This is a genomic window from Pseudomonas sp. CF161 (genome assembly GCF_000416215.1).
GTDB lineage: Bacteria > Pseudomonadota > Gammaproteobacteria > Pseudomonadales > Pseudomonadaceae > Aquipseudomonas.
The window spans coordinates 102,383-123,367 of the sequence record NZ_ATLP01000112.1 but is presented as its reverse complement, the minus strand read 5'-3'; the positions used below and the strand labels follow the sequence as shown (position 1 = coordinate 123,367).

Here is a 20,985-nt window from a genome sequence, read left to right as displayed (position 1 = left end):
CCTATCTTAACCCCCAGGATCCCCTCCATGCTCCCCAGCCTGTTTATCTCTCATGGTTCACCCATGCTCGCCCTGGAGCCCGGGGCCAGCGGTCCGGCATTGGCGCGGCTGGCTGCACAACTGCCAAAACCCAAGGCAATCGTGATGGTTTCCGCGCACTGGGAAAGCCAGGACCTGCGGGTCAGCGCCAATCCGCATCCGGAGACCTGGCACGACTTCGGCGGCTTCCCCGCCGCCCTGTTCGCCGTGCAGTACCCGGCCCCGGGTGATCCAGCCCTGGCGGCCCAGGTGGTAGAGCTGCTCAAGGCCGATGGCCTGCCCGCACAACTCGATAGCAAGCGCCCCCTCGACCACGGCGTGTGGGTACCGTTATCGCTGATGTACCCCGCAGCGGACATTCCTGTGGTCCAGGTGTCGCTGCCGAGCCGCCTCGGCCCTGATCTGCAGACTCGTATCGGGCATGCATTGGCCAGCCTGCGCGAGCAGGGAGTATTGCTGATCGGCTCCGGCAGCATCACCCACAACCTGGGTGAGCTCGATTGGCACGCCGGGCCGGAGAGCATCGAGCCCTGGGCCAAGGATTTTCGGGACTGGATGATCGACAAGCTGGCAGCAAACGATGAGGCCGCCTTGCATGATTACCGGCGCCAGGCGCCGAATGCGGTGCGCAGCCACCCCAGTGATGAGCACTTGCTGCCCCTGTATTTCGCCCGTGGTGCCGGCGGCGACTTCAGCATCGTCCACCAAGGCTTCACCCTGGGTGCATTGGGCATGGACATCTATCGCTTTGCCTAGACGCCTCACTGCCCCGCCTGCCGCCAGGCGATAAACCCCAGGCAAAAAAAAACCCCGAACCAGTCGGGGATTTTTTATGTTCGATCAATCAGCTCGAGAGCGGATCAATCTTCGCGATAGCGACGCAGCTTCAGCTGCTTACCGGCAACGCGAGTGTCCTTCAGCTTGGTCAGCAACTTCTCCAGACCATCTTCCGGCAGCTCCACCAGGGAGAAGCTGTCACGCACCTGGATGCGACCGATCGCTTCACGAGCCAGGCCGCCTTCGTTGAGGATGGCGCCCAGCAGGTTCTTGGCAGCGATACCATCACGCGCGCCCAGCGCGGTACGGCAGCGTGCACGGCCTTCAGCCAGCGGGATCGGAGCACGACGCTCGCGGTCACCACGGTCTGGACGGTCGCCAGTGCGCTCAGGACGATCGCCACGCGGTGCGTTGTTCGGCACCAGTGGACGCTCTTTCTCGATGGCTGCCAGGGTCAGAGCCTGACCGTTGGTAGCTTTGCGCAGCAGGGCAGCGGCCAGGGCACGTGGCGTGCAGCCGATATCGGCAGTCAGGCGATCCAGCAGATCACCGTGGGTCGATTCAGCATCAGCCACCAGCGGCGACAGGCTGTTGGTCAGCTTCTTGATACGCGCGTCGAGCACCGCTTGGGCGTCCGGCAGGCGAACTTCAGCAACCTTCTGACCGGTTACACGCTCGATCACTTGCAGCATGCGGCGCTCACGTGGAGTCACCAGCAGCAGTGCACGGCCTTCGCGACCAGCACGGCCGGTACGGCCGATACGGTGCACGTAGGATTCCGGGTCGTACGGCATGTCCACGTTGAATACGTGGGTGATGCGCGGTACGTCCAGGCCGCGAGCAGCAACGTCGGTCGCCACAACGATGTCCAGACGGCCATCCTTGAGGGAGTCGATCACGCGCTCACGCTGGTTCTGGGCAATGTCACCGTTCAGCGCAGCGGCTTTGTATCCTTTGGCTTCCAGGGCACTGGCCAGGTCCAGGGTCGCTTGCTTGGTGCGCACGAACATGATCAGGGCGTCGAAGTCTTCCACTTCCAGCAGGCTCAATACAGCCGAGGTCTTCTGGTCAGCGTGAACCAACAGGTGAGCCTGTTCGATCGCGGTAACGGTCTGAGTCTTGGTCTGGATCTTCACGTGTTGCGGATCGCGCAGGTGGCGTTCGGCAATGGCACGGATCGACTGTGGCAGGGTGGCCGAGAACAGTACGGTCTGACGGGTTGCTGGCAGGGCCTTGAAGATAACTTCCAGGTCGTCCATGAAACCCAGTTTGAGCATTTCGTCAGCTTCGTCGAGAACCAGGTGGTTCACGGTAGCCAGGACTTTTTCGTCACGACGCAGGTGGTCGCACAGACGGCCCGGAGTGGCGACAACGATCTGTGCGCCATTACGGATTGCTTTCAGTTGTGGGCCCATAGGCGCGCCGCCGTAAACGGCCACAACGGTAACGCCCGGCATTTGCTTGGCGTAGGTTTCGAAAGCGGTTGCAACTTGCAGCGCCAACTCACGGGTTGGAGCCAGGATCAGGGCTTGCGGTTCGCGCTTAGCAGGATCGATGCGGTGCAGGATCGGCAGGGCAAACGCAGCGGTTTTACCCGTACCGGTTTGCGCCTGACCAATCATGTCGTGACCGGCCATGATGATCGGGATCGATTGATGCTGGATAGCCGAAGGCTCCTCGTAGCCAGTCGCGATGACGGCTGCAAGAATATTCGGATTAAGATTAAAAGCGGCGAAGCCGCCGGTTTCCTGGGTCATGGGTCTGCCTCTAAGTGCATCCGCAAAGACCCATGCTCCAAAGCTGCGCATGCCGTGTAAGACTCAAGAGTCGCCCTGGCAGCTTTGTCGGCGGGGATTTGCGAAAACGATTGAATGAAAGAATCGTCAAGGATAGTCCGCGCAGCGGACAAGCAGCCGAAGCTGACTTCGGGGAATTGCAATACCTAAACGTGGCCCGGTTAAAGGCCGGCGCGCACTATACCGGAATTACTCAAAAAAGGGAGATATTTTTATTGGAAAACCCGGCTGTATAGGTCTATGTCATGGGCTTTGCGGATCACCCGCCAACGGTTTATTTTTCAAAGGCCCGGCCCCGCTGGCGATAACGCTTAAACGGTTCACCTTTCTGCCCGATACCGTCGGTCCGAGATGCCCCTTCCCTCCCTAGGATAAGTCCATGAATCAGCCCAGCAGCAGTCGCGTCAGCCGTGAACAGCGTGGTCATCTGTTTCTGATCGGCCTGGACCGGGTCGCCAAGCGCAACGCCTTTGATCTCGAGCTGCTCAACCAGTTGAGCCTGGCGTATGGCGAGTTCGAGGCGAGCAGCGAGGCCCGGGTTGCGGTGGTTTTCGCCCATGGCGAGCACTTTACCGCCGGGCTCGACCTGGCCAATGTCGGCGCGGCACTGGCTGAAGGCTGGCAGGCCCCTGCCGGCGGTTGTGACCCCTGGGGAGTGTTTGCCGGCCCTTGGGTCAGCAAGCCGGTGATTGTCGCGGCGCAGGGCTACTGCCTGACCATCGGCATCGAGTTGATGCTGGCGGCCGATATCAACCTGTGCGCCAGCAATACCCGTTTTGCCCAACTGGAAGTGCAGCGGGGGATTTTTCCTTTTGGCGGCGCCACCCTGCGCCTGCATCAGATCGCCGGCTGGGGCAACGCCATGCGCTGGTTGCTCACCGGCGACGAATTCGATGCCCACGACGCCTTGCGCCTGGGCCTGGTGCAAGAGGTGATGGCCAGTGAAGATTTGCTGCCGCGCGCGATGCTGCTGGCCGAGCGGATTGCCCGGCAGGCGCCGCTGGGGGTCCAGGCCACCTTGATGTCTGCCCGCCAGGCGCGCCTGGAAGGTGAAACTGCGGCAGCCCAGGGCCTGCCGCCGCTGGTGAAAAAACTCCTGAACAGCGAGGACGCCAAAGAGGGCGTGCGGGCAATGATCGAAAAGCGCCCAGGAGTATTCAAAGGTCTGTAGCCGCTGCCGAGGAACGAGGCTGCGCTGGCCCTGACCCGCCCTACACCTGATTCCCCCGGCGCACATAGCGGCCTACGGCGACGTCACCGGCCATCAGGTCGCTGGGCGGATGGCCTTGATCAGCGGTTGCAATGAGTAGCCCAGGCGCGGGGCCAGGGCTTCGGCGCGGGCAGCCAGGGCGCCGCTGTCCAGTTCCTGGTCAAGGTCGGCGGGCACGATCAGGATCACGTTGCCCTCCTTCACCGGCAGCTCCCAGTAATGCCGATGATAAAGCCCACGCAACAGCGCCGCGCCCAGGGGCTTGCCATCATCGGTGGCCCACTGGTTGATCACCAGCCAGCCGCCCGGGTTGAGGCGCTTCTGGCAGTTCTCCAGAAACCCCCAGGCCAGGTGCCCGACGCCCGGGCCGACATCGGTATAAAGGTCGACGAAGATCAGGTCCGCGGGCTCGGCAGTCTCCAGCAGTTCCAGGGCATCGCCGACGCGAATGTACAGCCGTGGATCATCGTCCAACCCCAGGTATTCGATGGCCAGGCGCGGCACATCGGGGCGCAGTTCGATGGCTTCGACGTCTTCCAGCGGCAGAAACTTCAGGCAGGCCTGGGTCAGGGTCCCGGCGCCGAGGCCGAGAAACAGCGCGCTTTCCGGGTGTTCATGGCACAAGGCACCGATCAACATGGCGCGGGTGTAGTCGTACTCGAGCCAGCTCGGATCGGCAGTGAACACGCAGCTCTGCTCGATGGCGTCGCCAAACTCGAGAAAGCGGTAATCGGCCACTTCCAGCACCCGGATCATGCCGAACTCATCGTGCACTTCGGCGAGCAGGTGCTCGACGCGCTCCTCAGTCATCTCATCTCCTAGGCGCAATGGGGCTCAAGCTCGCCATTGCAATCAACCAACCACTCGGCGCCGAGCGGGAAAGGCGCGATTGTCGGCCAAGCGACGGGAACAGGTCACGCACTAATTGCTGATAACATGCGCCTCCCACCGAAGAACACTTGAGTGCGTGATGAGCCAACCCTGGAGTCCCGACAGCTGGCGTGCCTTGCCGATCCAGCAACAACCCCACTACCCCGACGCAGCCCATTTGCTGCAGGTCGAGCAATCCCTGGCCAGCTATCCGCCGCTGGTGTTTGCCGGTGAAGCCCGGGAGTTGCGACGCCAGTTTGCCGAGGTGACCCAGGGTCGCGCGTTCCTCCTGCAAGGTGGCGATTGCGCCGAGAGCTTCGCCGAGTTCTCCGCAGCGAAGATCCGCGACACCTTCAAGGTGCTGCTGCAGATGGCGATCGTCATGACCTTCGCCGCCGGCTGCCCGGTGGTCAAAGTCGGGCGCATGGCCGGTCAATTCGCCAAGCCGCGCTCGGCCAACGATGAAACCATCGACGGCGTGACCCTGCCGGCCTACCGGGGCGATATCGTCAACGGCATCGGTTTCGACATGAAAAGCCGCGTCCCGGACCCGGACCGCCTGCTGCAGTCCTACCACCAGTCCACCGCGACCCTGAACCTGCTGCGCGCGTTCGCCCAGGGCGGCTTTGCCGACTTGCACCAGGTGCACAAGTGGAACCTGGACTTCATCGCCAACTCGGCCCTGGCCGAGAAGTACAGCCACCTGGCCGACCGGATCGATGAAACCCTGGCCTTTATGCGCGCCTGCGGCATGGACAGCTCGCCACAACTGCGCGAGACCAGCTTCTTCACCGCCCATGAAGCCCTGCTGCTGAACTACGAAGAAGCCTTTGTGCGGCGCGACAGCCTGACCAACGACTACTACGACTGCTCGGCGCACATGCTGTGGATCGGCGACCGCACCCGCCAGCTGGACGGCGCCCATGTCGAATTCCTGCGCGGGGTGAACAACCCGATCGGGGTCAAGGTCGGCCCGAGCATGAACACCGACGAGCTGATTCGCCTGATCGATATCCTCAACCCGGATAACGACCCCGGGCGCCTCAACCTGATCGTGCGCATGGGCGCGAACAAGGTCGGCGATCATCTGCCCCAACTGATCCGCGCGGTGGAAGGCGAAGGCAAGCAAGTGCTGTGGAGCTCCGACCCGATGCACGGCAATACCATCAAGGCCAGCAGCGGCTACAAGACCCGCGACTTCGCGCAGATCCTCAACGAGGTGAAGCAGTTCTTCCAGGTGCACGAAGCCGAAGGCAGCTACGCCGGCGGCATCCACATCGAGATGACCGGGCAAAACGTCACTGAATGCATCGGTGGCGCGCGCCCTATTACCGAGGATGGCCTGTCGGACCGCTATCACACCCACTGCGACCCACGGATGAACGCCGACCAATCCCTGGAGCTGGCGTTCCTGATTGCCGAGACCTTGAAACAGGTCAAGCGCTGAGCAAGCCGGGCGCGCTCGTGGCGGGACAAGCCCGCGAGCGTGCCCGCGCCGCCCTAGAGAAAACCGCGCAATCGCTGGGCACTGGCCCTTGGGCAATTGAGCTGGACCTGCTCCAGCCCTAGCCACTGCGCCATTTGTCGTAAATTGGCCGCCAGCGCCATCATCCCCTGTTCATCCAGCCCCTGCGGTTCTTCATGCACGGCATGCACCGCCAGGCGCCCCAATGCCCGCTCAGCCCGCAGGTCGACCCGCGCGGCGATCCGCTCGTCATGCAGGAACGGCAGCACGTAGTAGCCATAGATCCGTTTGTGTTGCGGGGTATAGATTTCCAGCCGGTAGCGAAAATCGAACAGGCGCTCGGTACGGCTGCGTTCCCAGACCAGCGAATCAAAGGGCGAGAGCAAGGCACTGGCTTCGACCTTGCGCGGCACTTTAGGCGCGGGCAGGCAATAGGCCGCTTGCCGCCAGCCTTCGACCTCGCACCGTTGCACCTCGCCGGCCTCAAGCAACTGGGCCAGGCGCGCCGGGCCGTCCGCGGGGCTCAGCCGGAAGTAATCACGCAGGTCTTTTTCCGTGGCGACCCCAAGTGCGCCAATCGCATGCAACAGCAAACCGCGCTGGGCCTGTGCATCGTCGAGCAGGGGCTGCTGCAGGATGGCGGCGGGCAGCACCCGCTCCGGCAGGTCGTACAGCCGCTCGAAACCACGACGCCCGGCCACCGTCACTTCGCCGGCAGCGAACAGCCACTCCAGCGCGTGCTTCTCGGCACTCCAGTCCCACCAGGGGCCGGCGCGTTCCTGCCGGGTCGACAGGCTGCCCGCCCCCAGCGCGCCCTGCTCCTCGACACAGGCCAGCACCCGGCGAATGGTCGCCTGCTGCTCCTGGCCAAAACGCGCCAATTGCCCATAGATCCCTTGCCCCTGGCGGGCACGCTGCATTCGCCAGCGCAGCAAGGGGTACATGGCCAGCGGCAACAGTGAGGCCTCATGCCCCCAGTATTCGAACAACCGACGTTGGCGGCCCTGGCTCCAGGCCGCTTGATCGAGCAGTTGCGGGGAGTAATTGCCCAGGCGCGAGAACAACGGCAGGTAGTGCGAGCGCACCAAGGCGTTGACCGAATCAATCTGCAGCAGGCCCAGGCGCCCGATCATCCGATTGACCTGGGCCGAACTGACCGCAGCGGTCGAGGGCCGTACGCCAAAGCCTTGAGCAGCCAAGGCCAGGCGTCGGGCCTGCTTGATGGAAAACGACAGTTGGGCGGGCATGGGCATCTCCTTGTCTGCCCGCAAACTACCTCAGCTGCCAGCCGCTTGTGTAGCCGTTTATTTGGACATCGGGTCATCCCAGAAGGGCCGGCTGATTTCACGCTCGACATCCGCGCGGCTCAAGCCGATGTCCTTGAGCGCTTCGTCGCTCATGCTCGCCAACTCGACCCGCTCACGGTAGCGCTGATGCCAGCGGGCCACCGTTTGCAGCACCGTCCGCCAGGAAAGACCATGGAACGAGAACTTCTGCACCAGCACATAACCTTTTTGACCTTTCATCATCTTGCCCTCCAGTGGGGATGACTAAAGTCTCGCCGCGCAGCTAAGATCAATCCAACGAATGTTTCTTATGAAATACATCTCGGAGATTGATGAATTGTCCAACTACCCCAGCATCGACACCGAAGTCCTGCGTACCTTCGTCGCCATTGCCGATCAGGGCGGCTTTACCCGGGCTGGTGAGTTGGTCAATCGCACCCAATCTGCCGTCAGCATGCAAATGAAGCGCCTGGAGGAAGACGTGCTGCAGCGCCAGCTGTTCCAGCGCGACGGACGCCAGGTCAAGCTCACCGCCGAAGGGCAGGTGCTGCTGGGCTACGCGCGACGGATCCTGAAACTGCACAGCGAAGTGTTCAATACCCTGCGCGAACCCCACATGGTCGGCACGGTACGCATCGGCACGCCGGATGATTATGTGATGCGGTTTCTGCCGGGGATTCTGTCGCGCTTCGCCCAGGCTTACCCGCTTATCCAGATCGAAGTCCACTGCGAATCGTCCAAGCAACTGTTGCAGCGCCAGGACCTGGACCTGTCCATCGTCACCCGCGAGCCAGGCAACGAGATCGGTCAACTGTTGCGCAAGGAGCGCTTCGTCTGGGCCGAGGCCCAGTGCTTCAACCCTCACGAACAAACGCCCATGCCCCTGGCCATGTTCAACAGCGACTGTTTCTGCCGGCTGTGGGCCTGCAATGCGCTGGACGCCGCAGGGCGTGATTATCGGATTGCCTACAACAGCTCCAGCCTGGCGGCGATCATGGCGGTGGTCAGCGCCGGCCTGGCGGTCACTGCCCAGCTCGAAAGCCTGATCACCTCGGACATGCGCATTCTAGGTGCCGCGCAAAACCTGCCGCAGTTGCCCGAGGCCAGCATCATGCTGCTGCGCAACCTGAACACGCCCTCGCCCATCACCAAGTGCCTGGCCGAGCATATCGTCGACGGTTTTAAACTTTGAAGCCGAGCATCACCGCGCACAGCACCAGAAACCCGCAGAACAATCCGCGCAACAGGCGTTCCGGCATCGAGTGCGCAATCTTCACGCCCCAACTGATGCTCATCAAGCCCCCCAGGGCCAAGGGCAGGCCGATCATCCAATCCACTTCCTGGTGCACGCCATAAGTCACCAGGGTGACCCCGGTACTGGGCAGCGCCAGTGCCAATGACAAGCCCTGGGCAACCACCTGGCTGGTGCCGAATACGCTGGTCAGTATCGGCGTGGCAACCACCGCGCCGCCGACCCCGAACAGCCCGCCCATGGTGCCCGAGGCCGCGCCCAGCACGCCCAGCCAGGGCCAGGAATAACGCATCTGCGCCGATGCCGGGGTATTGCCGACAAACATCCGCAGCAGGTTGTAGCAAGAGAGCGCCACCAGGAATGCGACAAACCCGATGCGCATGATCTGCGCATCAATGCCGACTGCCCAGATCGAGCCGATCCACGCAAAACAGAAGCCCATGCTCGCCAGTGGCAAGGCGTGCCGCAGCTCGATGCGATTGCGCTGGTGATAACGCCACAAGGCCAGCATCACATTGGGCACCACCATCACCAGGGCAGTGCCCTGGGCGATTTGCTGATCCAGGCCGAACCACACGCCCAACACCGGAATCGCAATCAAGCCGCCACCGATGCCAAACAGCCCACCCATGGTGCCCAGGGCCACACCCAGCAGCAGATACATCACAAGATCAATCACGGTGCATTTCCCCTCACGTCAGAGGGTGCATGCTACGCAGTCGGCGCTGGTACGGAAACGCACAGCAACGCACAATGGCTGTGCCAACTCCGCACAAGCGCATTAAAAATGAACCCCAAAGCCCTGACCGACCAGCTCGGACTGTTCCTTGACGTCCTGGAAACCGGCAGTTTTTCCGCCGCGGCCCGACGTCATCCCCTGACGCCCTCGGCGGTGGCCCGGCGCATCGACAGCCTGGAAAGTGCTATCGGCAGCAAACTGTTCATGCGCACCACCCACGCCGTGGTCGCAACCGCGGCGGGCCTGGCCTTTGCTGAACGCGCACGACGGATAGTCGCCGAACTGCAATTGGCCCGAGCCGAAGCGGTGTCCCTGAGCCACGCCCCTGAAGGGCTGATCCGGGTCGACGCTCCGGCCGCCTTCGGCCGACGCCACCTGACGCCGGCAATCGCCGACTTCCTCGGCGTCTACCCGGGGCTGGATGTGCAGTTGCACCTGATCGACAGCTTCGTCGATATGCAGGGCTCGAACCTGGGCAAGGTCGACCTGGTACTGCGTGCCGGGCATATGGTCGATACCCGGCTGGTGGCCACACCACTGGCCAGCATTGTGCGCATTGCCTGCGCCAGCCCGGCCTACCTGAAAAGCCGCGGGACGCCGGCCCACCCCAGCGAACTCGGTGAACACGACGGGCTTGACTGGGAGGGGCTGGCCCCACTCTTCGCCTGGCGTTTCGAGCAGGACGGGCAGATGCACAGTCATCGCCCGCAGCGCATCCGCATGAGCGCCAACAACGCCGAAGCATTGCTCTCGGGGGCGCTGGCCGGCCTGGGCATCGCCCACCTGCCCACCTGGCTGGCCAGTGAATACCTGCTGCGCGGCGAGCTGCTACCACTGTTTTGCCAGCATGGCCTGCCCCCGGCGGAAACCTCCGGCATCTATGCCCTGCGCCTGGAGCAACACAGCAACGCCCGCAGCCGCCTGCTGCTGGAATACTTGAAGGCGCGCTTCAGCCCCGTTCCCCCTTGGGACCTGGCCCTGCAAAGCAAGATGGGCTGAAACCCTGGACCCACCGCCCTCGCACAATTATCTGGCGCATTAAAGATTCGCCCGCTAGATTCAAAACCTGTACTGATCAAGGCCCCACCATGACCACCAACGGCTCCCTCCCCGACTCTTGCGACGAACTGCGCCTGGATAATCAGCTGTGCTTCGCCCTGCATTCCACCTCGCTGCTGATGACCAAGGTCTACAAGCCCCTGCTGCAAGCTCTGGGGCTGACCTACCCCCAATACCTGGCGATGATGGTGCTGTGGGAGCGCGACGGCCTGACCGTTGGCGAGATCAGCACTCACTTGCTGACCGACCCGGGCTCCCTGACCCCGCTGCTCAAGCGCCTCGAAGCCGAAGGCCTGCTCAGCCGTACCCGCAGCCGAGAGGATGAGCGGGTGGTGATCGTCGAGCTGACCGCGCAAGGTCGCGCCCTGCGTGACAAGGCTCGCGAAATTCCGCACTGCATCCTGGCAGCCAGCGGCCAGACGGTGGAGCAACTGCAAAAGTTGCAGGCCGACCTGCTGGCGTTGCGCGGCCATCTGCAACACAGCCTCTAGCCCCTCCTGCCTGCACGCCCTCCCGGGAGCCGCCCCTCCACATGACCTGCTGGCGTGCGGACAGTCTCGCCAGCAACCTCGAAGATTAGAATTCTTAAAAATCAAATAGATAAGAAATCTCGCGGGGGCAGAGCGACATTGCTTCGAAAATATATATTGCGCACTAAATATTAGCGCGATACATTTGTTTCGCAGTTACTTGGCGCACTAACATTTAGCGCAAAATAAACCTCGGAGACCTACCTCATGCAAACGCTCTATACCGCAGTCGCAACCGCTACCGGTGGCCGTGATGGCCGCGCTGTCTCCAGCGACAACATCCTCGACGTTAAGCTTGCCACCCCCAAAGAACTGGGCGGTGCCGGTGGCCAGGCGACGAACCCGGAACAGCTGTTCGCCGCCGGCTACTCTGCGTGCTTTATTGGCGCCCTGAAATTCGTCGCCAGCCAGAGCAAACAAAAAATCCCGGATGCAGCCTCGATCACCGCCCACGTCGGCATCGGCCAGATCCCCGGAGGTTTCGGCCTGGATATCGACCTGCATGTGAGCCTGCCCGGCCTCGAGCAAGCCGAGGCCCAGAGCTTGGTGGACGCGGCGCACCAGGTCTGCCCGTACTCCAACGCGACTCGCGGCAACGTCGATGTGCGCTTGCACGTCAGCGTCTGAGCCCTGCCAGCAAATCCCAGACACAAAAAAGCCCGACTCAATGGTCGGGCTTTTTCGTACGCGAGGTTTAAGCCAGGCTTAGACCTTGGCGCGGCCCTTGTAGGAGCCACCGTCGCGGGTGTCGATCTCGATCCAGTCGCCGATTTCAACGAAATCTGCAACGCTCAGCTCGGTACCGTTTTTCAGTTTGGCAGGCTTCATCACCTTGCCCGAAGTGTCGCCGCGAGCGGAACCTTCGGTGTAGTCAACCTGACGCACGATAGTGGTCGGCAGTTCTACGGAAACCAGACGCTCTTCGAAGAAGATCGCTTCGCAAACATCGGTCATGCCTTCTTCAACGAAAGGCAGAACAGCTTCGATGTCTTCAGCGTTCAGCTCGTACATGGTGTAGTCGGTGGTGTCCATGAACGTGTAGGAGTCGCCGCTGATGAAGGACAGGGTCGCTTCTTTGCGGTCGAGGATCACGTCGTCCAGTTTGTCGTCGGCGCTGTAAACGATCTCGGTCTTGTAACCGGTCAGCAGGTTTTTCAGCTTGGTCTTCATGATCGCGCTGTTACGACCCGACTTGGTGAACTCAGCTTTCTGAACCAGCCAAGGATCGTTTTCGAGACGGATCACCATCCCGGGTTTCAGTTCTTTACCAGTTTTCATTACGAATATCCGAATTTGGATGGGATTTACAAAAATCTAGGCCGCGTATCATATCCAATTTAGGTAAAACTGCACCAGCGCCGCGGCAAGATCAGCTTGCAAGGCCTGTTCCAGACACCATTGCTCGGCATGCAAGGACACCTCCGGCCACACATCGAGCAGGCTTTTCCAGCGTTGGCCCATGTCGCCACCGGCATTCCACGCCTGCCACAAGCCATTGATTGCGTCACGAGCCTGCGGCGACAGGCCTTGGGTATACAGATCGAGGAAGGCCTCGAGCTTGTCCAGGTGGATATCTTCGTCCTGACGATAGATGTGCCAGAGCATCGGACGCCCGGCCCATTGCGCCCGTACAAACGAGTCTTCGCCGCGCACGGCATTGAACTCGCAGCACCACAACAACTGATCGTATTGTTCCTGCCGGACGAACGGCAGGACCTGCACCGTCAGTGCGCCACGCACCTGTTGCGCGCCGACATGCAACTCGTCGCAGGCCAACCAGCGCTGCACATCACCGAGAATTCGGCCTTCGGGCACCAGCAGATGGGTCGGCCGGGTATCGGCTGCCAACGCGTCGAGCCAGCTGCCCAGGCCGGCATTTTCATAGGCAAACAATGAGATCAGCCGTGCATCGCTCGCGGCAGATACGCCAAGCCCTTGCAGGAAACTGTGCTGCGCAAGGGTGTCTTGTTGAAACGCCCTACGCCTTTCCAATAGCCCTGCCTCACGCAACAGGCCACCTGTCCCCGGGCGAAACCCGGGAAAGAAAAAGTACTTCTGCACGCCCTTGAACTTCACCGACGGCAAGCCGTGGCAGCCGACCACCCAATCCTCGGCGCTCAGGTAATCGAGATTCAACCAGAGCGGCGGGCGCTCGCGCTCGGCCATGGCGTCCATATAAGCCGCAGGCAGTTGGCAGGCGAAGGCGGCAATCACCACATCGGCAGCCGGCTGCGCAGCCCAGTCCGTCGACCAGTGCCGCACCTCGACGCCTGCCTGCCATTGGCGGGCGGCGCTGATGTCGATTTCCGGGCACAGGCGCTCGAAGGCCCGCAGATCGTCGACCCACAGGCGCACCTCGCACTGATGCTCGGCCACCAACTGCCGGGCGAGGCGCCAGGTGACCCCGATATCGCCGAAGTTGTCCACGACGCTGCAGAAAATATCCCAGGAGGCTTTCATTCCGGGCTCCGATTGGCAAAGGCGCCGATTGTCCGCATAAATCGTCCCGCGCAGAAGAGCCGACGCCGATTAATCTTCGTGCGACAATCGGCCCCCGCACTCGTCCGCCCGCCAGGAGGCCGCCATGTCCTACCGCCCCACCGCCCGCAAACCGCTGCGCATCAGCTTCAATGGCCTGAAACTCAGCGCCAGCATTGCCTTGGGTCTGTGGCTGGGTTTTGTGGCCATTGCCCTGACCTGCTGGCTGGCCTCGTGTTTTGTGTTCAGCCAACAACTGGCGCCGGTTGCCCAAGCCGTTCAGCAACTGGCCAAACCGCCCGTGGTCGAACCGGCACCCGCCAACCCGATGTTCGAGCAGTATCAGGAAAACCTGCGCAAGAACGAACAACAGCAAAGCCTGGAGAATGCCCGCAACAACCTGCGCAATCAGTCCAATCCCAAATGCCAGTTCTGGCTGCAACAGGACCAGACGGCGCCGACCGACAAGAGCCGGGCCAACGTCCTGCAGTTCTGCGACTGATCATGAACAAACACGCGATCCATCAACTGATCCTGGAAAAACTCCGGGACGACCTCGAAGTGGCACAGCGCGCTGCGCAAACGGCCTACGAGACGGCGACCCACGAAGAAAACATCGCCGAAAACAAATACGACACCCTGGGCCTTGAGGCTTCGTACCTGGCTGCCGGCCAGGCCAAACGAGTAGAGGAGATCAGGCAAGCCCTGGGGTTGTTCCAGAACCTGACACTGCGCGCCTATGACGAGCAGACAGGGATTCAGGTGGGGGCCTTACTGGGGCTTGAAGATGAAAACGGCCACGAACAATGGCTGTTTCTGGGGCCGGATGGGGCCGGGCTGAAGGTGTACGTGGTAGGCCAGTTGATTACCGTCATCACCCCTCGCTCCCCGCTGGGCCAGAGCCTGGTGGGTAAGTTCGAGGGGGATGAGGTGCAAATCGTTGTCGCGGGCACTCGGCAACAGTTCACTGTTACCGAGGTGAAGTGAGCACGCCGCAGCCTTAGTGCACTGGCAGCTCAACGCCGTCGAACAGTTCTTCCAGTTCCTGTTTGTTGTGGCACTGGATGGCCTTGGCCATGACTTCCCGCGTCAGGTGCGGGGCGAACTTCTCGATGAAGTCGCACATGAAACCACGCAGGAAGGTGCCACGGCGGAAGCCGATCTTGGTGATGCTCGACTCGAACAGTTCGCTGGCATCCAGTACCACCAGGTCACTGTCGAGCTTGGTATCGACCGCCATCTTGGCCACGATGCCAACGCCCAGGCCCAGGCGTACGTAGGTCTTGATCACATCGGCGTCGGCGGCGGTGAACACCACCTTGGGGGTCAGGCCACGGTGGCTGAAGGCTTCGTCGAGCTTGGAACGGCCGGTGAACCCGAATACGTAGGTGACGATCGGGTATTCGGCGAGGGTTTCCAGGGTCAGCTTCGGCAGCTTGGTCAACGGGTGGCCCTGGGGCACGACCACGCAACGGTTCCAGCGATAGCACGGCATCATTACCAGGTCACCGAACAGCTCCAGGGCTTCGGTGGCGATGGCGAAGTCGACAGTGCCGTCGGCGGCCATTTCGGCGATTTGCATAGGCGAGCCCTGATGCATGTGCAGGGCAACGTCCGGGTATTGCTTGATAAAGCTGCTGATCACCGGCGGCAGTGCATAACGCGCCTGGGTGTGGGTAGTGGCGATCGACAGGGTGCCCTTTTTCTCGTTGGAGAACTCCTGAGCGATCTGCTTGATGCTTTCGACCTTGCGCAGAATCTCGCCGGCGGTGGTGATGATGCGCTCACCGGCCGGAGTAACACGCGTCAAATGCTTGCCGCTGCGGGCAAAGACTTCGACCCCCAGCTCGTCTTCGAGCAGGCGGATCTGCTTGCTGATACCCGGTTGCGAGGTGTAAAGGCTTTGGGCTGTAGCGGAAACGTTGAGGTCGTGGTGCGCCACTTCCCAGATGTAGCGCAATTGTTGGAGCTTCATATCAATCCCTCAAAGCAGTTGGACGCCACGGGTATCAGCGACGGTATATAACTATATTAATGGTTTGAAGAATAAATCTAGAACTTTTTATTAGAAACTCTTCGGCGCCCCTTTCAGATATCCCCCAGTCGACGACGCTGCACCAAGGGCACGAGGTACACCGGCACCTTCGCCAACTGCAACACACGGGCTGCCGTCCTGCCCAACGGGGTTTCCACGCCCGCTTCGTAGCTATGACTTCCTACGATCAGCAAATCCACGGAGAGTTTCGCCGCCTGTTCGAGAATGACCTGCGCAGGGTCCCCCTGAAATACCCTGACCGACTGAATCAACGCCAGGTCCTGCATGCCTTCCCCCAGCTCTTCACGGAAGCTGTCGAGCACCCGCTGCTCGATACTGGCCATCACCGTGCTCAAGCCCTGGCTGTGAAAATCATTCAATGCCTGCTCATCGAGGTAGCTCTGCAGCACCGACTCGGCAAACAGCCCCATAGGCTCCACGGCGTGGATGACATGCAGGTCGGCATTGAACGTTCGAGCCAGCTCCACCGCATGCTGCATCACATAAGGTGCGTACAGACCAAGGTCAGTGGCATACAGCATCGAACGAATCATATGACCTCCATGACTGCCAGGACGGCGGAGATTGATTCAGCTTAGCAGTGCCCGGCCAACTGCGACGCCAGCCGCCGGGCCCGGGATCAAAGGCTCAGGTTTTGCTCTCATTGCTGATGCCGTGGGGCACATGGCCAGTGGCGACCACTTCGCGCGCCAGCTCGCAATGACCGGCCTGATCATCGAAAAATACGTCTGCGGCAAAAGCCTCGAGAAACGCCGCTTTCTCCAGGCCGCCCAGGAACAGCGATTCATCCAGACGAATATCCCACTCGCGCAAGGTGCGGATCACCCGCTCATGGGCCGGCGCCGAGCGCGCGGTGACCAGGGCAGTGCGGATCGGACAAGCGTCTTCGGGAAACTCGCGCTGCAACAGATTGAGCGCAGCGAGAAAGCCTTTGAACGGCCCGCCTCGCAAAGGCTCGCGAGCAGATTCGCGCTCCTTGGCCTGGAACGCTTCAAGGCCGCCCAACTGATAAACCCGTTCCGATTCGTCGGAAAACAACACCGCATCGCCATCGAAGGCAATGCGCAACTCGGCGCTGGCGGCACGGCGCGCGCCGCCCGACAAAATGGTCGCCGCAGCGAACCCGGCATCCAGCGCGCTGCGCACGTCTTCGGCGTGAGTCGAGAGGAACAGGTCACAACCGAATGCCGCGAGATAAGGGTAAGGGCTGCGCCCGCCGACGAAAGCGGCCCGGGAGATATCCAGGCCGTAGTGCTGAATCGAATTGAACACCCGCAAGCCGGTGTCGGCGCTGTTGCGCGAGACCAGGACAACTTCGACCCGGGCTCGCCCAAGGCTGGCGTTGAGGCTGAGAAGCTTCTTCACCAGGGGAAAAGCCTCACCCGGCTCGAGGTTTTCCTCCTCATGCTCGATCTGATACTGCCGATAAGCCTCGACGCCCTCCGCCAGGTAGACCTTGTGGCTGTCGCTCAAGTCAAACAGTGCCCGCGACGAAATCGCCACCACCAACTTTCCACCCAGGCCCTTAGCCATGTACTGCTCCCCCGCCCGACGGTTTCAATCGTTATGCCGATCAATAAAACTCAATGCCTGATACAGCGCTTCGATTCTCGGCAGCTCACATCCCGCGGCCTTGGCAGCGGCCAGAGGCGCAGCATAGATGGCCGCGAGCTCCAAGGGGCGCTTGTGCAGATAATCGTGGTACATGCTCGGCCAGTAATCCGGCATTTTTTCCGTAACCTTGAACAGATGCTCGGCATAACCGGTCGGCACGCCATGCCCACAGGCCTCTGCCCCGCGCACCACCTCGGCCATCAAGGCCTGGATCAACTGACGGCTTGAGTCATTGACCATCAACGGCGCGGTGCTGGCCTTGAGCAGCACCGACAGACCGTTGTACGGCACATTCCACACCAGCTTCTGCCAGCGTGCCTGACCCAGGTCAGGCATGGCCTGGGAATCGAGACCGGCTTCGCGAAACATCGCCGAGCCTTCCTCGACAATGGCCTGACGCGCCGCCGCATCCGACGCCGGGCCACTGTGATACCCCAGATTCACCGCACCCAGGGCCTGATGCTCAATCACACCGGGCGCCGAACGGTATGCACAGATATAGCAAAGCCCACCCAGCACATGGATTGACTCAGGCAGCAAGGGACGCAGTGCTTCTTCGACGCCCAAGCCGTTCTGCAGCAACAGCACCCTGGCCCCTGGGGCCGCTGCGCTGATCAAGATGGGGGCCAGATCAGGATTGCTGGTGGCCTTGGCTCCCACCAGCAACCAGTCGCAAGGCGGCAGATCCTCGCCGTTGGCGTAAGCCTGCACCGGGTTCAGTGTCAGTTGGCCTTGAACCGCATGGTTCAGTTGCAAACCACGCTCTGCCACCGCGGAGAACTCACCGCGCAGCAAAAAGTGCACGTCGAAACCGGCCCGCGCCAACATCACGCCATAAAAACCACCGATCGCCCCGGTACCAATAATGCCGACTCGCGGCTTGTGCCCAGCACTCATCATGGCAACTCCTCTGCAATTCGCTCCAATGCCTGGTGCACGGCGTCGGCGAGATCATTCGCGCGCAGACGCGATTGCACAGCGCCATAAAACTCACCGTCGCGCACCACGAACAGGGCCGGCAAATGAAACACCTGATAACGCTGGACGACGCCACCGTTGTTACCTGCATCAATCCAGCACAGCCGATCGACAGGCAGATCAAAGGTGGGCAGTTGCTGGCGCGCCCAGCGACAGCTGGAACAGCCGATGCTGGTGAAAATCACCAGGGAAATGCCACTCATCGCCAACAACCGCTGATCGGTGTCGAAATCGGTCAGCTCCAATTGGGCCACTATACTGGCAGAAACACTGTCGACTAGCCGACGCTCGGGGTCCGCGCTCATGGGACGTTTTCTACCTCATCCAGACGATGTTCCGGTTGAACTGACCTTGCGCAAACACTCGTGCATTTCGCGGCAGCGGCTGCACACTATCAGCCTCGGCGGCGTGGCTTGCAATTACCACCGCGCCTGGCGATGCGGCACGGCGCTGCTGGTGCGCATGCCGACCCTGGGCGAAAACGCCTGCTATAAGGGCTATGTCGCCTGGTGCCTGCGCCGCAAGCACGGCTACCTGGTGGGTATCGCCTTTGTCGACGAACAGACCCTGTTCGGTGCGCGCATGGGCGCACAGGTCTGCCAGATCGAACGCTACTGCCGCCTGCACGAACCCCAGGCCGAACGACAGCGTACCGAGGCGCTCGCCCTGCAATGGATCACCCAGCACGCCGAGGACTTTTCCCAGGAGCAGGTCCATCGCGCATTTATCCAGCCCTAGCGGGATAAAACCCCCGCCAGCCCATTGTCGAATCACCGGCTAACGCGCTAAGGTTCCGCTCCCCGACGCGCTCAAATCCGCTGTGCTCCGCCGCGCGGGGATCGCTGGCGGCCGGCACCCGTGACCTGACGAGTAACACGATGGCTGATTTACCGATCAACGACCTTAACGTCGCCTCCAACGAGACGCTGATCACTCCTGATCAGCTCAAGCGTGATATCCCCCTGAGCGACGCTGCCCTGCGCACCGTGACCAAGGGCCGCGAGGTGATCCGCAATATTCTGGATGGCACCGACCATCGCCTGTTTGTCGTTATCGGCCCTTGCTCGATCCACGACATCAAAGCAGCTCACGAGTACGCCGAGCGCCTGAAGGTACTGGCCGCCGAAGTGTCCGACACTCTGTACCTGGTAATGCGCGTCTACTTCGAGAAGCCGCGGACCACGGTCGGCTGGAAAGGCCTGATCAACGACCCTTACCTGGACGACTCATTCAAGATTCAGGACGGCCTGCACATTGGCCGCCAGTTGCTGCTGGACCTGGCCGAGATGGGCCTGCCAACCGCCACCGAAGCGCTGGACCCGATCTCCCCGCAGTACTTGCAGGACTTGATCAGCTGGTCGGCCATCGGCGCGCGCACCACAGAATCCCAGACCCACCGCGAAATGGCGTCTGGCCTGTCTTCGGCTGTCGGCTTCAAGAACGGCACCGATGGCGGCCTGACCGTTGCAATCAATGCCCTGCAATCGGTTTCCAGCCCTCATCGCTTCCTGGGTATCAACCAGGAAGGCGGGGTGTCGATCGTCACCACCAAAGGCAACGCTTATGGCCACGTGGTATTGCGCGGTGGCAACGGCAAGCCGAACTACGATTCGGTGAGTGTCGCGCTGTGCGAACAGGCGCTGAACAAAGCGAAGATCAAACCCAACATCATGGTCGACTGCAGCCACGCCAACTCCAACAAGGACCCGGCGCTGCAACCTTTGGTCATGGAGAACGTGGCCAACCAGATTCTCGAAGGCAATCAGTCGATCATCGGCCTGATGGTCGAGAGCCATCTGAACTGGGGCTGCCAGGCGATTCCGAAAGACTTGGCCGAATTGCAATACGGCGTGTCGATCACGGACGCCTGCATCGACTGGGAAAGCACCGAGAAAACCTTGCGCGGCATGCATGCCAAGCTCAAGGACGTATTGCCTAAACGCGATCGCGGCTGATTTCTCAAAAGACGCACACAAAAACGCCGGGCTCAGCCCGGCGTTTTTGTGTGTGCCCGCTCAGAGTTTCGCGGCGTGACGCTGATGGCGCTCCATGTAGCGCTCCACGTATGAGCACGACGGGATCACCGTGTACCCCATGCGATCAGCGTACTCCAGGGCCTGCTCGGTCAACGCGGCAGCAATGCCGCGGCCACGCAATGCGTTGGGCACGAATGTCCGATAGATATCCAGGGTCTGCTTACCCAGGTCCATGTAAGTCAGGTAGGCACGATGACCGTCCACATTGGTCTCGAACTGATGACCAGCCTGGTCATGGTGGATGGACAACGCCTCGCTCATCACTACTCCTCGCGGGTCTTGGATTCTGACCCCTACCTTACCGATGTTTTTCCGGCGAAGGAACATCTACGCCACCCCGTGCCTGACTGGACACCGAGAAAAGCCTACCGCTCAGGTTCAACCTGCACGTTACAAATAGTAGGCATCATTGGCATAAATGCTCAAGACGCACTCATCTTGTCCTGCGCAGCATGAGGCGCGTCACACGCCGAGCTAACAGTGCAAGCCAAAATGCTCACGCACACAACGTTTCACCAATGACACACTGAACATCGCCGGATGTTGAGACTTAAGACGAGCGCCCCTTCTTAAAGTCACCTCAACATCAACAAAGATACGTGAGCGCTTACACAGAATCTGAAGAAAAGTGTAGACGCCTCAATATAAATCGACTTTAGCCTACACTCAGAAACTGCTGCGGGGAGTGGCAATCGGGTAACACCGGCTATCCAGCAAGGCACCCAGGCCGGGCCTCGCAGCTGCACGCTTTTTATACAACTGGCTAAAAAGTTGCTCGAAAAAGATTCAGCACCTAGAAT

General features: G+C 61.2%; 24 protein-coding genes. 11 read left to right on the top strand and 13 right to left on the bottom strand.

All coding sequences use genetic code 11. The features are described from left to right. Positions 1-27: 27 nt before the first annotated feature. Positions 28-795 (top strand): class III extradiol ring-cleavage dioxygenase, encoded by a 768-nt coding sequence (locus CF161_RS26450; protein ID WP_020299700.1) that lies wholly within the window; start codon positions 28-30, stop codon positions 793-795. 104 nt (positions 796-899) lie between these two features. Here the strand turns inward: CF161_RS26450 and CF161_RS26445 are convergent, their stop codons facing one another. After that, positions 900-2,573 carry a DEAD/DEAH box helicase gene (locus tag CF161_RS26445; RefSeq protein WP_020299699.1) on the bottom strand — a complete coding sequence of 558 codons (1,674 nt, stop codon included), beginning with the start codon at positions 2,571-2,573 and terminating at the stop codon, positions 900-902. A 418-nt stretch (positions 2,574-2,991) separates the two neighbouring features. On the opposite strand from CF161_RS26445, the gene CF161_RS26440 reads away from it, so the two are divergent. Beyond that, the gene (locus CF161_RS26440) at positions 2,992-3,783 is read left to right on the top strand and encodes a crotonase/enoyl-CoA hydratase family protein (protein WP_020299698.1); all 792 of its coding nucleotides are present in this window, start codon (positions 2,992-2,994) and stop codon (positions 3,781-3,783) included. Between the two features lie 93 nt (positions 3,784-3,876). Here CF161_RS26440 and CF161_RS26435 read toward each other — a convergent pair whose 3' ends face one another. Then, the gene (locus CF161_RS26435) at positions 3,877-4,632 is read right to left on the bottom strand and encodes a spermidine synthase (RefSeq protein WP_020299697.1); all 756 of its coding nucleotides are present in this window, start codon (positions 4,630-4,632) and stop codon (positions 3,877-3,879) included. 160 nt (positions 4,633-4,792) lie between these two features. Here CF161_RS26435 and CF161_RS26430 point away from each other — a divergent pair, with 160 nt between their 5' ends. Further along, positions 4,793-6,139: a class II 3-deoxy-7-phosphoheptulonate synthase gene (locus CF161_RS26430; protein WP_020299696.1), complete on the top strand. Its 1,347-nt coding sequence runs from the start codon at positions 4,793-4,795 to the stop codon at positions 6,137-6,139. A gap of 53 nt (positions 6,140-6,192) precedes the next feature. On the opposite strand, the gene CF161_RS26425 is transcribed toward CF161_RS26430, so the two are convergent. Together CF161_RS26425 and CF161_RS26420 are read right to left on the bottom strand one after the other, a co-directional pair. After that, entirely contained in the window at positions 6,193-7,404 is a 1,212-nt protein-coding gene (locus tag CF161_RS26425; RefSeq protein WP_020299695.1) for a winged helix-turn-helix domain-containing protein, read from the bottom strand. Between the two features lie 57 nt (positions 7,405-7,461). Next, positions 7,462-7,683 carry a DUF1127 domain-containing protein gene (locus CF161_RS26420; RefSeq protein WP_020299694.1) on the bottom strand — a complete coding sequence of 74 codons (222 nt, stop codon included), beginning with the start codon at positions 7,681-7,683 and terminating at the stop codon, positions 7,462-7,464. Positions 7,684-7,780: 97 nt separating this feature from the next. Here CF161_RS26420 and CF161_RS26415 point away from each other — a divergent pair, with 97 nt between their 5' ends. Next, entirely contained in the window at positions 7,781-8,635 is an 855-nt protein-coding gene (locus CF161_RS26415; protein ID WP_020299693.1) for a LysR substrate-binding domain-containing protein, read from the top strand. Here the strand turns inward: CF161_RS26415 and CF161_RS26410 are convergent. Continuing rightward, entirely contained in the window at positions 8,625-9,359 is a 735-nt protein-coding gene (locus CF161_RS26410; RefSeq protein WP_371106555.1) for a sulfite exporter TauE/SafE family protein, read from the bottom strand. The genes CF161_RS26415 and CF161_RS26410 overlap by 11 nt on opposite strands. Before the next feature lie 123 nt (positions 9,360-9,482). Between CF161_RS26410 and CF161_RS26405 the strand changes: the two genes are divergently transcribed. The 3 genes from CF161_RS26405 (at position 9,483) to CF161_RS26395 (ending at position 11,650) form a co-directional block, all read left to right on the top strand. Continuing rightward, positions 9,483-10,433 carry a LysR family transcriptional regulator gene (locus CF161_RS26405; RefSeq protein ID WP_020299691.1) on the top strand — a complete coding sequence of 317 codons (951 nt, stop codon included), beginning with the start codon at positions 9,483-9,485 and terminating at the stop codon, positions 10,431-10,433. A gap of 89 nt (positions 10,434-10,522) precedes the next feature. Further along, on the top strand, positions 10,523-10,984 hold the full coding sequence (locus CF161_RS26400; RefSeq protein ID WP_020299690.1) for a MarR family winged helix-turn-helix transcriptional regulator: 462 nt from the start codon (positions 10,523-10,525) through the stop codon (positions 10,982-10,984). A gap of 246 nt (positions 10,985-11,230) precedes the next feature. Continuing rightward, entirely contained in the window at positions 11,231-11,650 is a 420-nt protein-coding gene (locus CF161_RS26395; RefSeq protein ID WP_020299689.1) for an organic hydroperoxide resistance protein, read from the top strand. Positions 11,651-11,728: 78 nt separating this feature from the next. Here the strand turns inward: CF161_RS26395 and CF161_RS26390 are convergent, their stop codons facing one another. Then, complete coding sequence (locus CF161_RS26390; RefSeq protein WP_043230442.1) at positions 11,729-12,301, bottom strand: elongation factor P; 573 nt, start codon at positions 12,299-12,301, stop codon at positions 11,729-11,731. Positions 12,302-12,349: 48 nt separating this feature from the next. Then, complete coding sequence (gene earP / locus CF161_RS26385) at positions 12,350-13,483, bottom strand: elongation factor P maturation arginine rhamnosyltransferase EarP (protein ID WP_020299687.1); 1,134 nt, start codon at positions 13,481-13,483, stop codon at positions 12,350-12,352. Between the two features lie 124 nt (positions 13,484-13,607). Between earP and CF161_RS26380 the strand changes: the two genes are divergently transcribed. Together CF161_RS26380 and CF161_RS26375 are read left to right on the top strand one after the other, a co-directional pair. Next, the gene (locus CF161_RS26380; RefSeq protein WP_020299686.1) at positions 13,608-14,003 is read left to right on the top strand and encodes a hypothetical protein; all 396 of its coding nucleotides are present in this window, start codon (positions 13,608-13,610) and stop codon (positions 14,001-14,003) included. Between the two features lie 2 nt (positions 14,004-14,005). Then, a complete protein-coding gene (locus CF161_RS26375) occupies positions 14,006-14,488 on the top strand; it encodes a GreA/GreB family elongation factor (RefSeq protein ID WP_020299685.1) in 483 nt (160 codons plus the stop codon). Between the two features lie 13 nt (positions 14,489-14,501). Here the strand turns inward: CF161_RS26375 and cysB are convergent, their stop codons facing one another. From cysB to CF161_RS26350, 5 genes are all read right to left on the bottom strand, one after another. Next, positions 14,502-15,476 (bottom strand): HTH-type transcriptional regulator CysB, encoded by a 975-nt coding sequence (gene cysB / locus CF161_RS26370; RefSeq protein WP_007931387.1) that lies wholly within the window; start codon positions 15,474-15,476, stop codon positions 14,502-14,504. Between the two features lie 113 nt (positions 15,477-15,589). Next, entirely contained in the window at positions 15,590-16,090 is a 501-nt protein-coding gene (locus CF161_RS26365) for a universal stress protein (RefSeq protein WP_020299684.1), read from the bottom strand. Between the two features lie 94 nt (positions 16,091-16,184). After that, a complete protein-coding gene (locus CF161_RS26360) occupies positions 16,185-17,090 on the bottom strand; it encodes a 5'-nucleotidase (protein WP_020299683.1) in 906 nt (301 codons plus the stop codon). A 24-nt stretch (positions 17,091-17,114) separates the two neighbouring features. Continuing rightward, entirely contained in the window at positions 17,115-18,068 is a 954-nt protein-coding gene (locus CF161_RS26355) for a putative 2-dehydropantoate 2-reductase (RefSeq protein WP_020299682.1), read from the bottom strand. Next, complete coding sequence (locus CF161_RS26350) at positions 18,068-18,454, bottom strand: thioredoxin (protein WP_043230439.1); 387 nt, start codon at positions 18,452-18,454, stop codon at positions 18,068-18,070. Before CF161_RS26350 ends, CF161_RS26355 begins: the two co-directional genes overlap by 1 nt. On the opposite strand from CF161_RS26350, the gene CF161_RS26345 reads away from it, so the two are divergent. Together CF161_RS26345 and CF161_RS26340 are read left to right on the top strand one after the other, a co-directional pair. Beyond that, positions 18,453-18,887 carry a hypothetical protein gene (locus tag CF161_RS26345; protein ID WP_043230436.1) on the top strand — a complete coding sequence of 145 codons (435 nt, stop codon included), beginning with the start codon at positions 18,453-18,455 and terminating at the stop codon, positions 18,885-18,887. The genes CF161_RS26350 and CF161_RS26345 overlap by 2 nt on opposite strands. A gap of 140 nt (positions 18,888-19,027) precedes the next feature. Continuing rightward, positions 19,028-20,104, top strand: a complete 1,077-nt coding sequence (locus tag CF161_RS26340) for a 3-deoxy-7-phosphoheptulonate synthase (protein WP_020299679.1) — start codon at positions 19,028-19,030, stop codon at positions 20,102-20,104. A gap of 60 nt (positions 20,105-20,164) precedes the next feature. Here the strand turns inward: CF161_RS26340 and CF161_RS26335 are convergent, their stop codons facing one another. Continuing rightward, on the bottom strand, positions 20,165-20,446 hold the full coding sequence (locus CF161_RS26335) for a GNAT family N-acetyltransferase (RefSeq protein ID WP_007931380.1): 282 nt from the start codon (positions 20,444-20,446) through the stop codon (positions 20,165-20,167). Positions 20,447-20,985 lie beyond the last annotated feature (539 nt).

Excerpts from the sequence above, each read along its gene's own strand:
- CF161_RS26375 (WP_020299685.1), top strand. The coding sequence starts at position 14,006 with ATGAACAAACACGCGATCCATCAACTGATCCTGGAAAAACTCCGGGAC.
- CF161_RS26445 (WP_020299699.1), bottom strand. The coding sequence starts at position 2,573 with ATGACCCAGGAAACCGGCGGCTTCGCCGCTTTTAATCTTAATCCGAAT.
- CF161_RS26440 (WP_020299698.1), top strand. The coding sequence starts at position 2,992 with ATGAATCAGCCCAGCAGCAGTCGCGTCAGCCGTGAACAGCGTGGTCAT.
- CF161_RS26335 (WP_007931380.1), bottom strand. The coding sequence starts at position 20,446 with ATGAGCGAGGCGTTGTCCATCCACCATGACCAGGCTGGTCATCAGTTC.
- CF161_RS26390 (WP_043230442.1), bottom strand. The coding sequence starts at position 12,301 with ATGAAAACTGGTAAAGAACTGAAACCCGGGATGGTGATCCGTCTCGAA.
- CF161_RS26400 (WP_020299690.1), top strand. The coding sequence starts at position 10,523 with ATGACCACCAACGGCTCCCTCCCCGACTCTTGCGACGAACTGCGCCTG.
- CF161_RS26365 (WP_020299684.1), bottom strand. The coding sequence starts at position 16,090 with ATGATTCGTTCGATGCTGTATGCCACTGACCTTGGTCTGTACGCACCT.
- CF161_RS26395 (WP_020299689.1), top strand. The coding sequence starts at position 11,231 with ATGCAAACGCTCTATACCGCAGTCGCAACCGCTACCGGTGGCCGTGAT.
- CF161_RS26355 (WP_020299682.1), bottom strand. The coding sequence starts at position 18,068 with ATGAGTGCTGGGCACAAGCCGCGAGTCGGCATTATTGGTACCGGGGCG.
- CF161_RS26405 (WP_020299691.1), top strand. The coding sequence starts at position 9,483 with ATGAACCCCAAAGCCCTGACCGACCAGCTCGGACTGTTCCTTGACGTC.
- cysB (WP_007931387.1), bottom strand. The coding sequence starts at position 15,476 with ATGAAGCTCCAACAATTGCGCTACATCTGGGAAGTGGCGCACCACGAC.
- CF161_RS26340 (WP_020299679.1), top strand. The coding sequence starts at position 19,028 with ATGGCTGATTTACCGATCAACGACCTTAACGTCGCCTCCAACGAGACG.
- CF161_RS26425 (WP_020299695.1), bottom strand. The coding sequence starts at position 7,404 with ATGCCCGCCCAACTGTCGTTTTCCATCAAGCAGGCCCGACGCCTGGCC.
- CF161_RS26450 (WP_020299700.1), top strand. The coding sequence starts at position 28 with ATGCTCCCCAGCCTGTTTATCTCTCATGGTTCACCCATGCTCGCCCTG.
- CF161_RS26430 (WP_020299696.1), top strand. The coding sequence starts at position 4,793 with ATGAGCCAACCCTGGAGTCCCGACAGCTGGCGTGCCTTGCCGATCCAG.
- CF161_RS26435 (WP_020299697.1), bottom strand. The coding sequence starts at position 4,632 with ATGACTGAGGAGCGCGTCGAGCACCTGCTCGCCGAAGTGCACGATGAG.
- earP (WP_020299687.1), bottom strand. The coding sequence starts at position 13,483 with ATGAAAGCCTCCTGGGATATTTTCTGCAGCGTCGTGGACAACTTCGGC.
- CF161_RS26420 (WP_020299694.1), bottom strand. The coding sequence starts at position 7,683 with ATGAAAGGTCAAAAAGGTTATGTGCTGGTGCAGAAGTTCTCGTTCCAT.
- CF161_RS26345 (WP_043230436.1), top strand. The coding sequence starts at position 18,453 with ATGGGACGTTTTCTACCTCATCCAGACGATGTTCCGGTTGAACTGACC.
- CF161_RS26360 (WP_020299683.1), bottom strand. The coding sequence starts at position 17,090 with ATGGCTAAGGGCCTGGGTGGAAAGTTGGTGGTGGCGATTTCGTCGCGG.
- CF161_RS26350 (WP_043230439.1), bottom strand. The coding sequence starts at position 18,454 with ATGAGCGCGGACCCCGAGCGTCGGCTAGTCGACAGTGTTTCTGCCAGT.
- CF161_RS26380 (WP_020299686.1), top strand. The coding sequence starts at position 13,608 with ATGTCCTACCGCCCCACCGCCCGCAAACCGCTGCGCATCAGCTTCAAT.
- CF161_RS26410 (WP_371106555.1), bottom strand. The coding sequence starts at position 9,359 with ATGTATCTGCTGCTGGGTGTGGCCCTGGGCACCATGGGTGGGCTGTTT.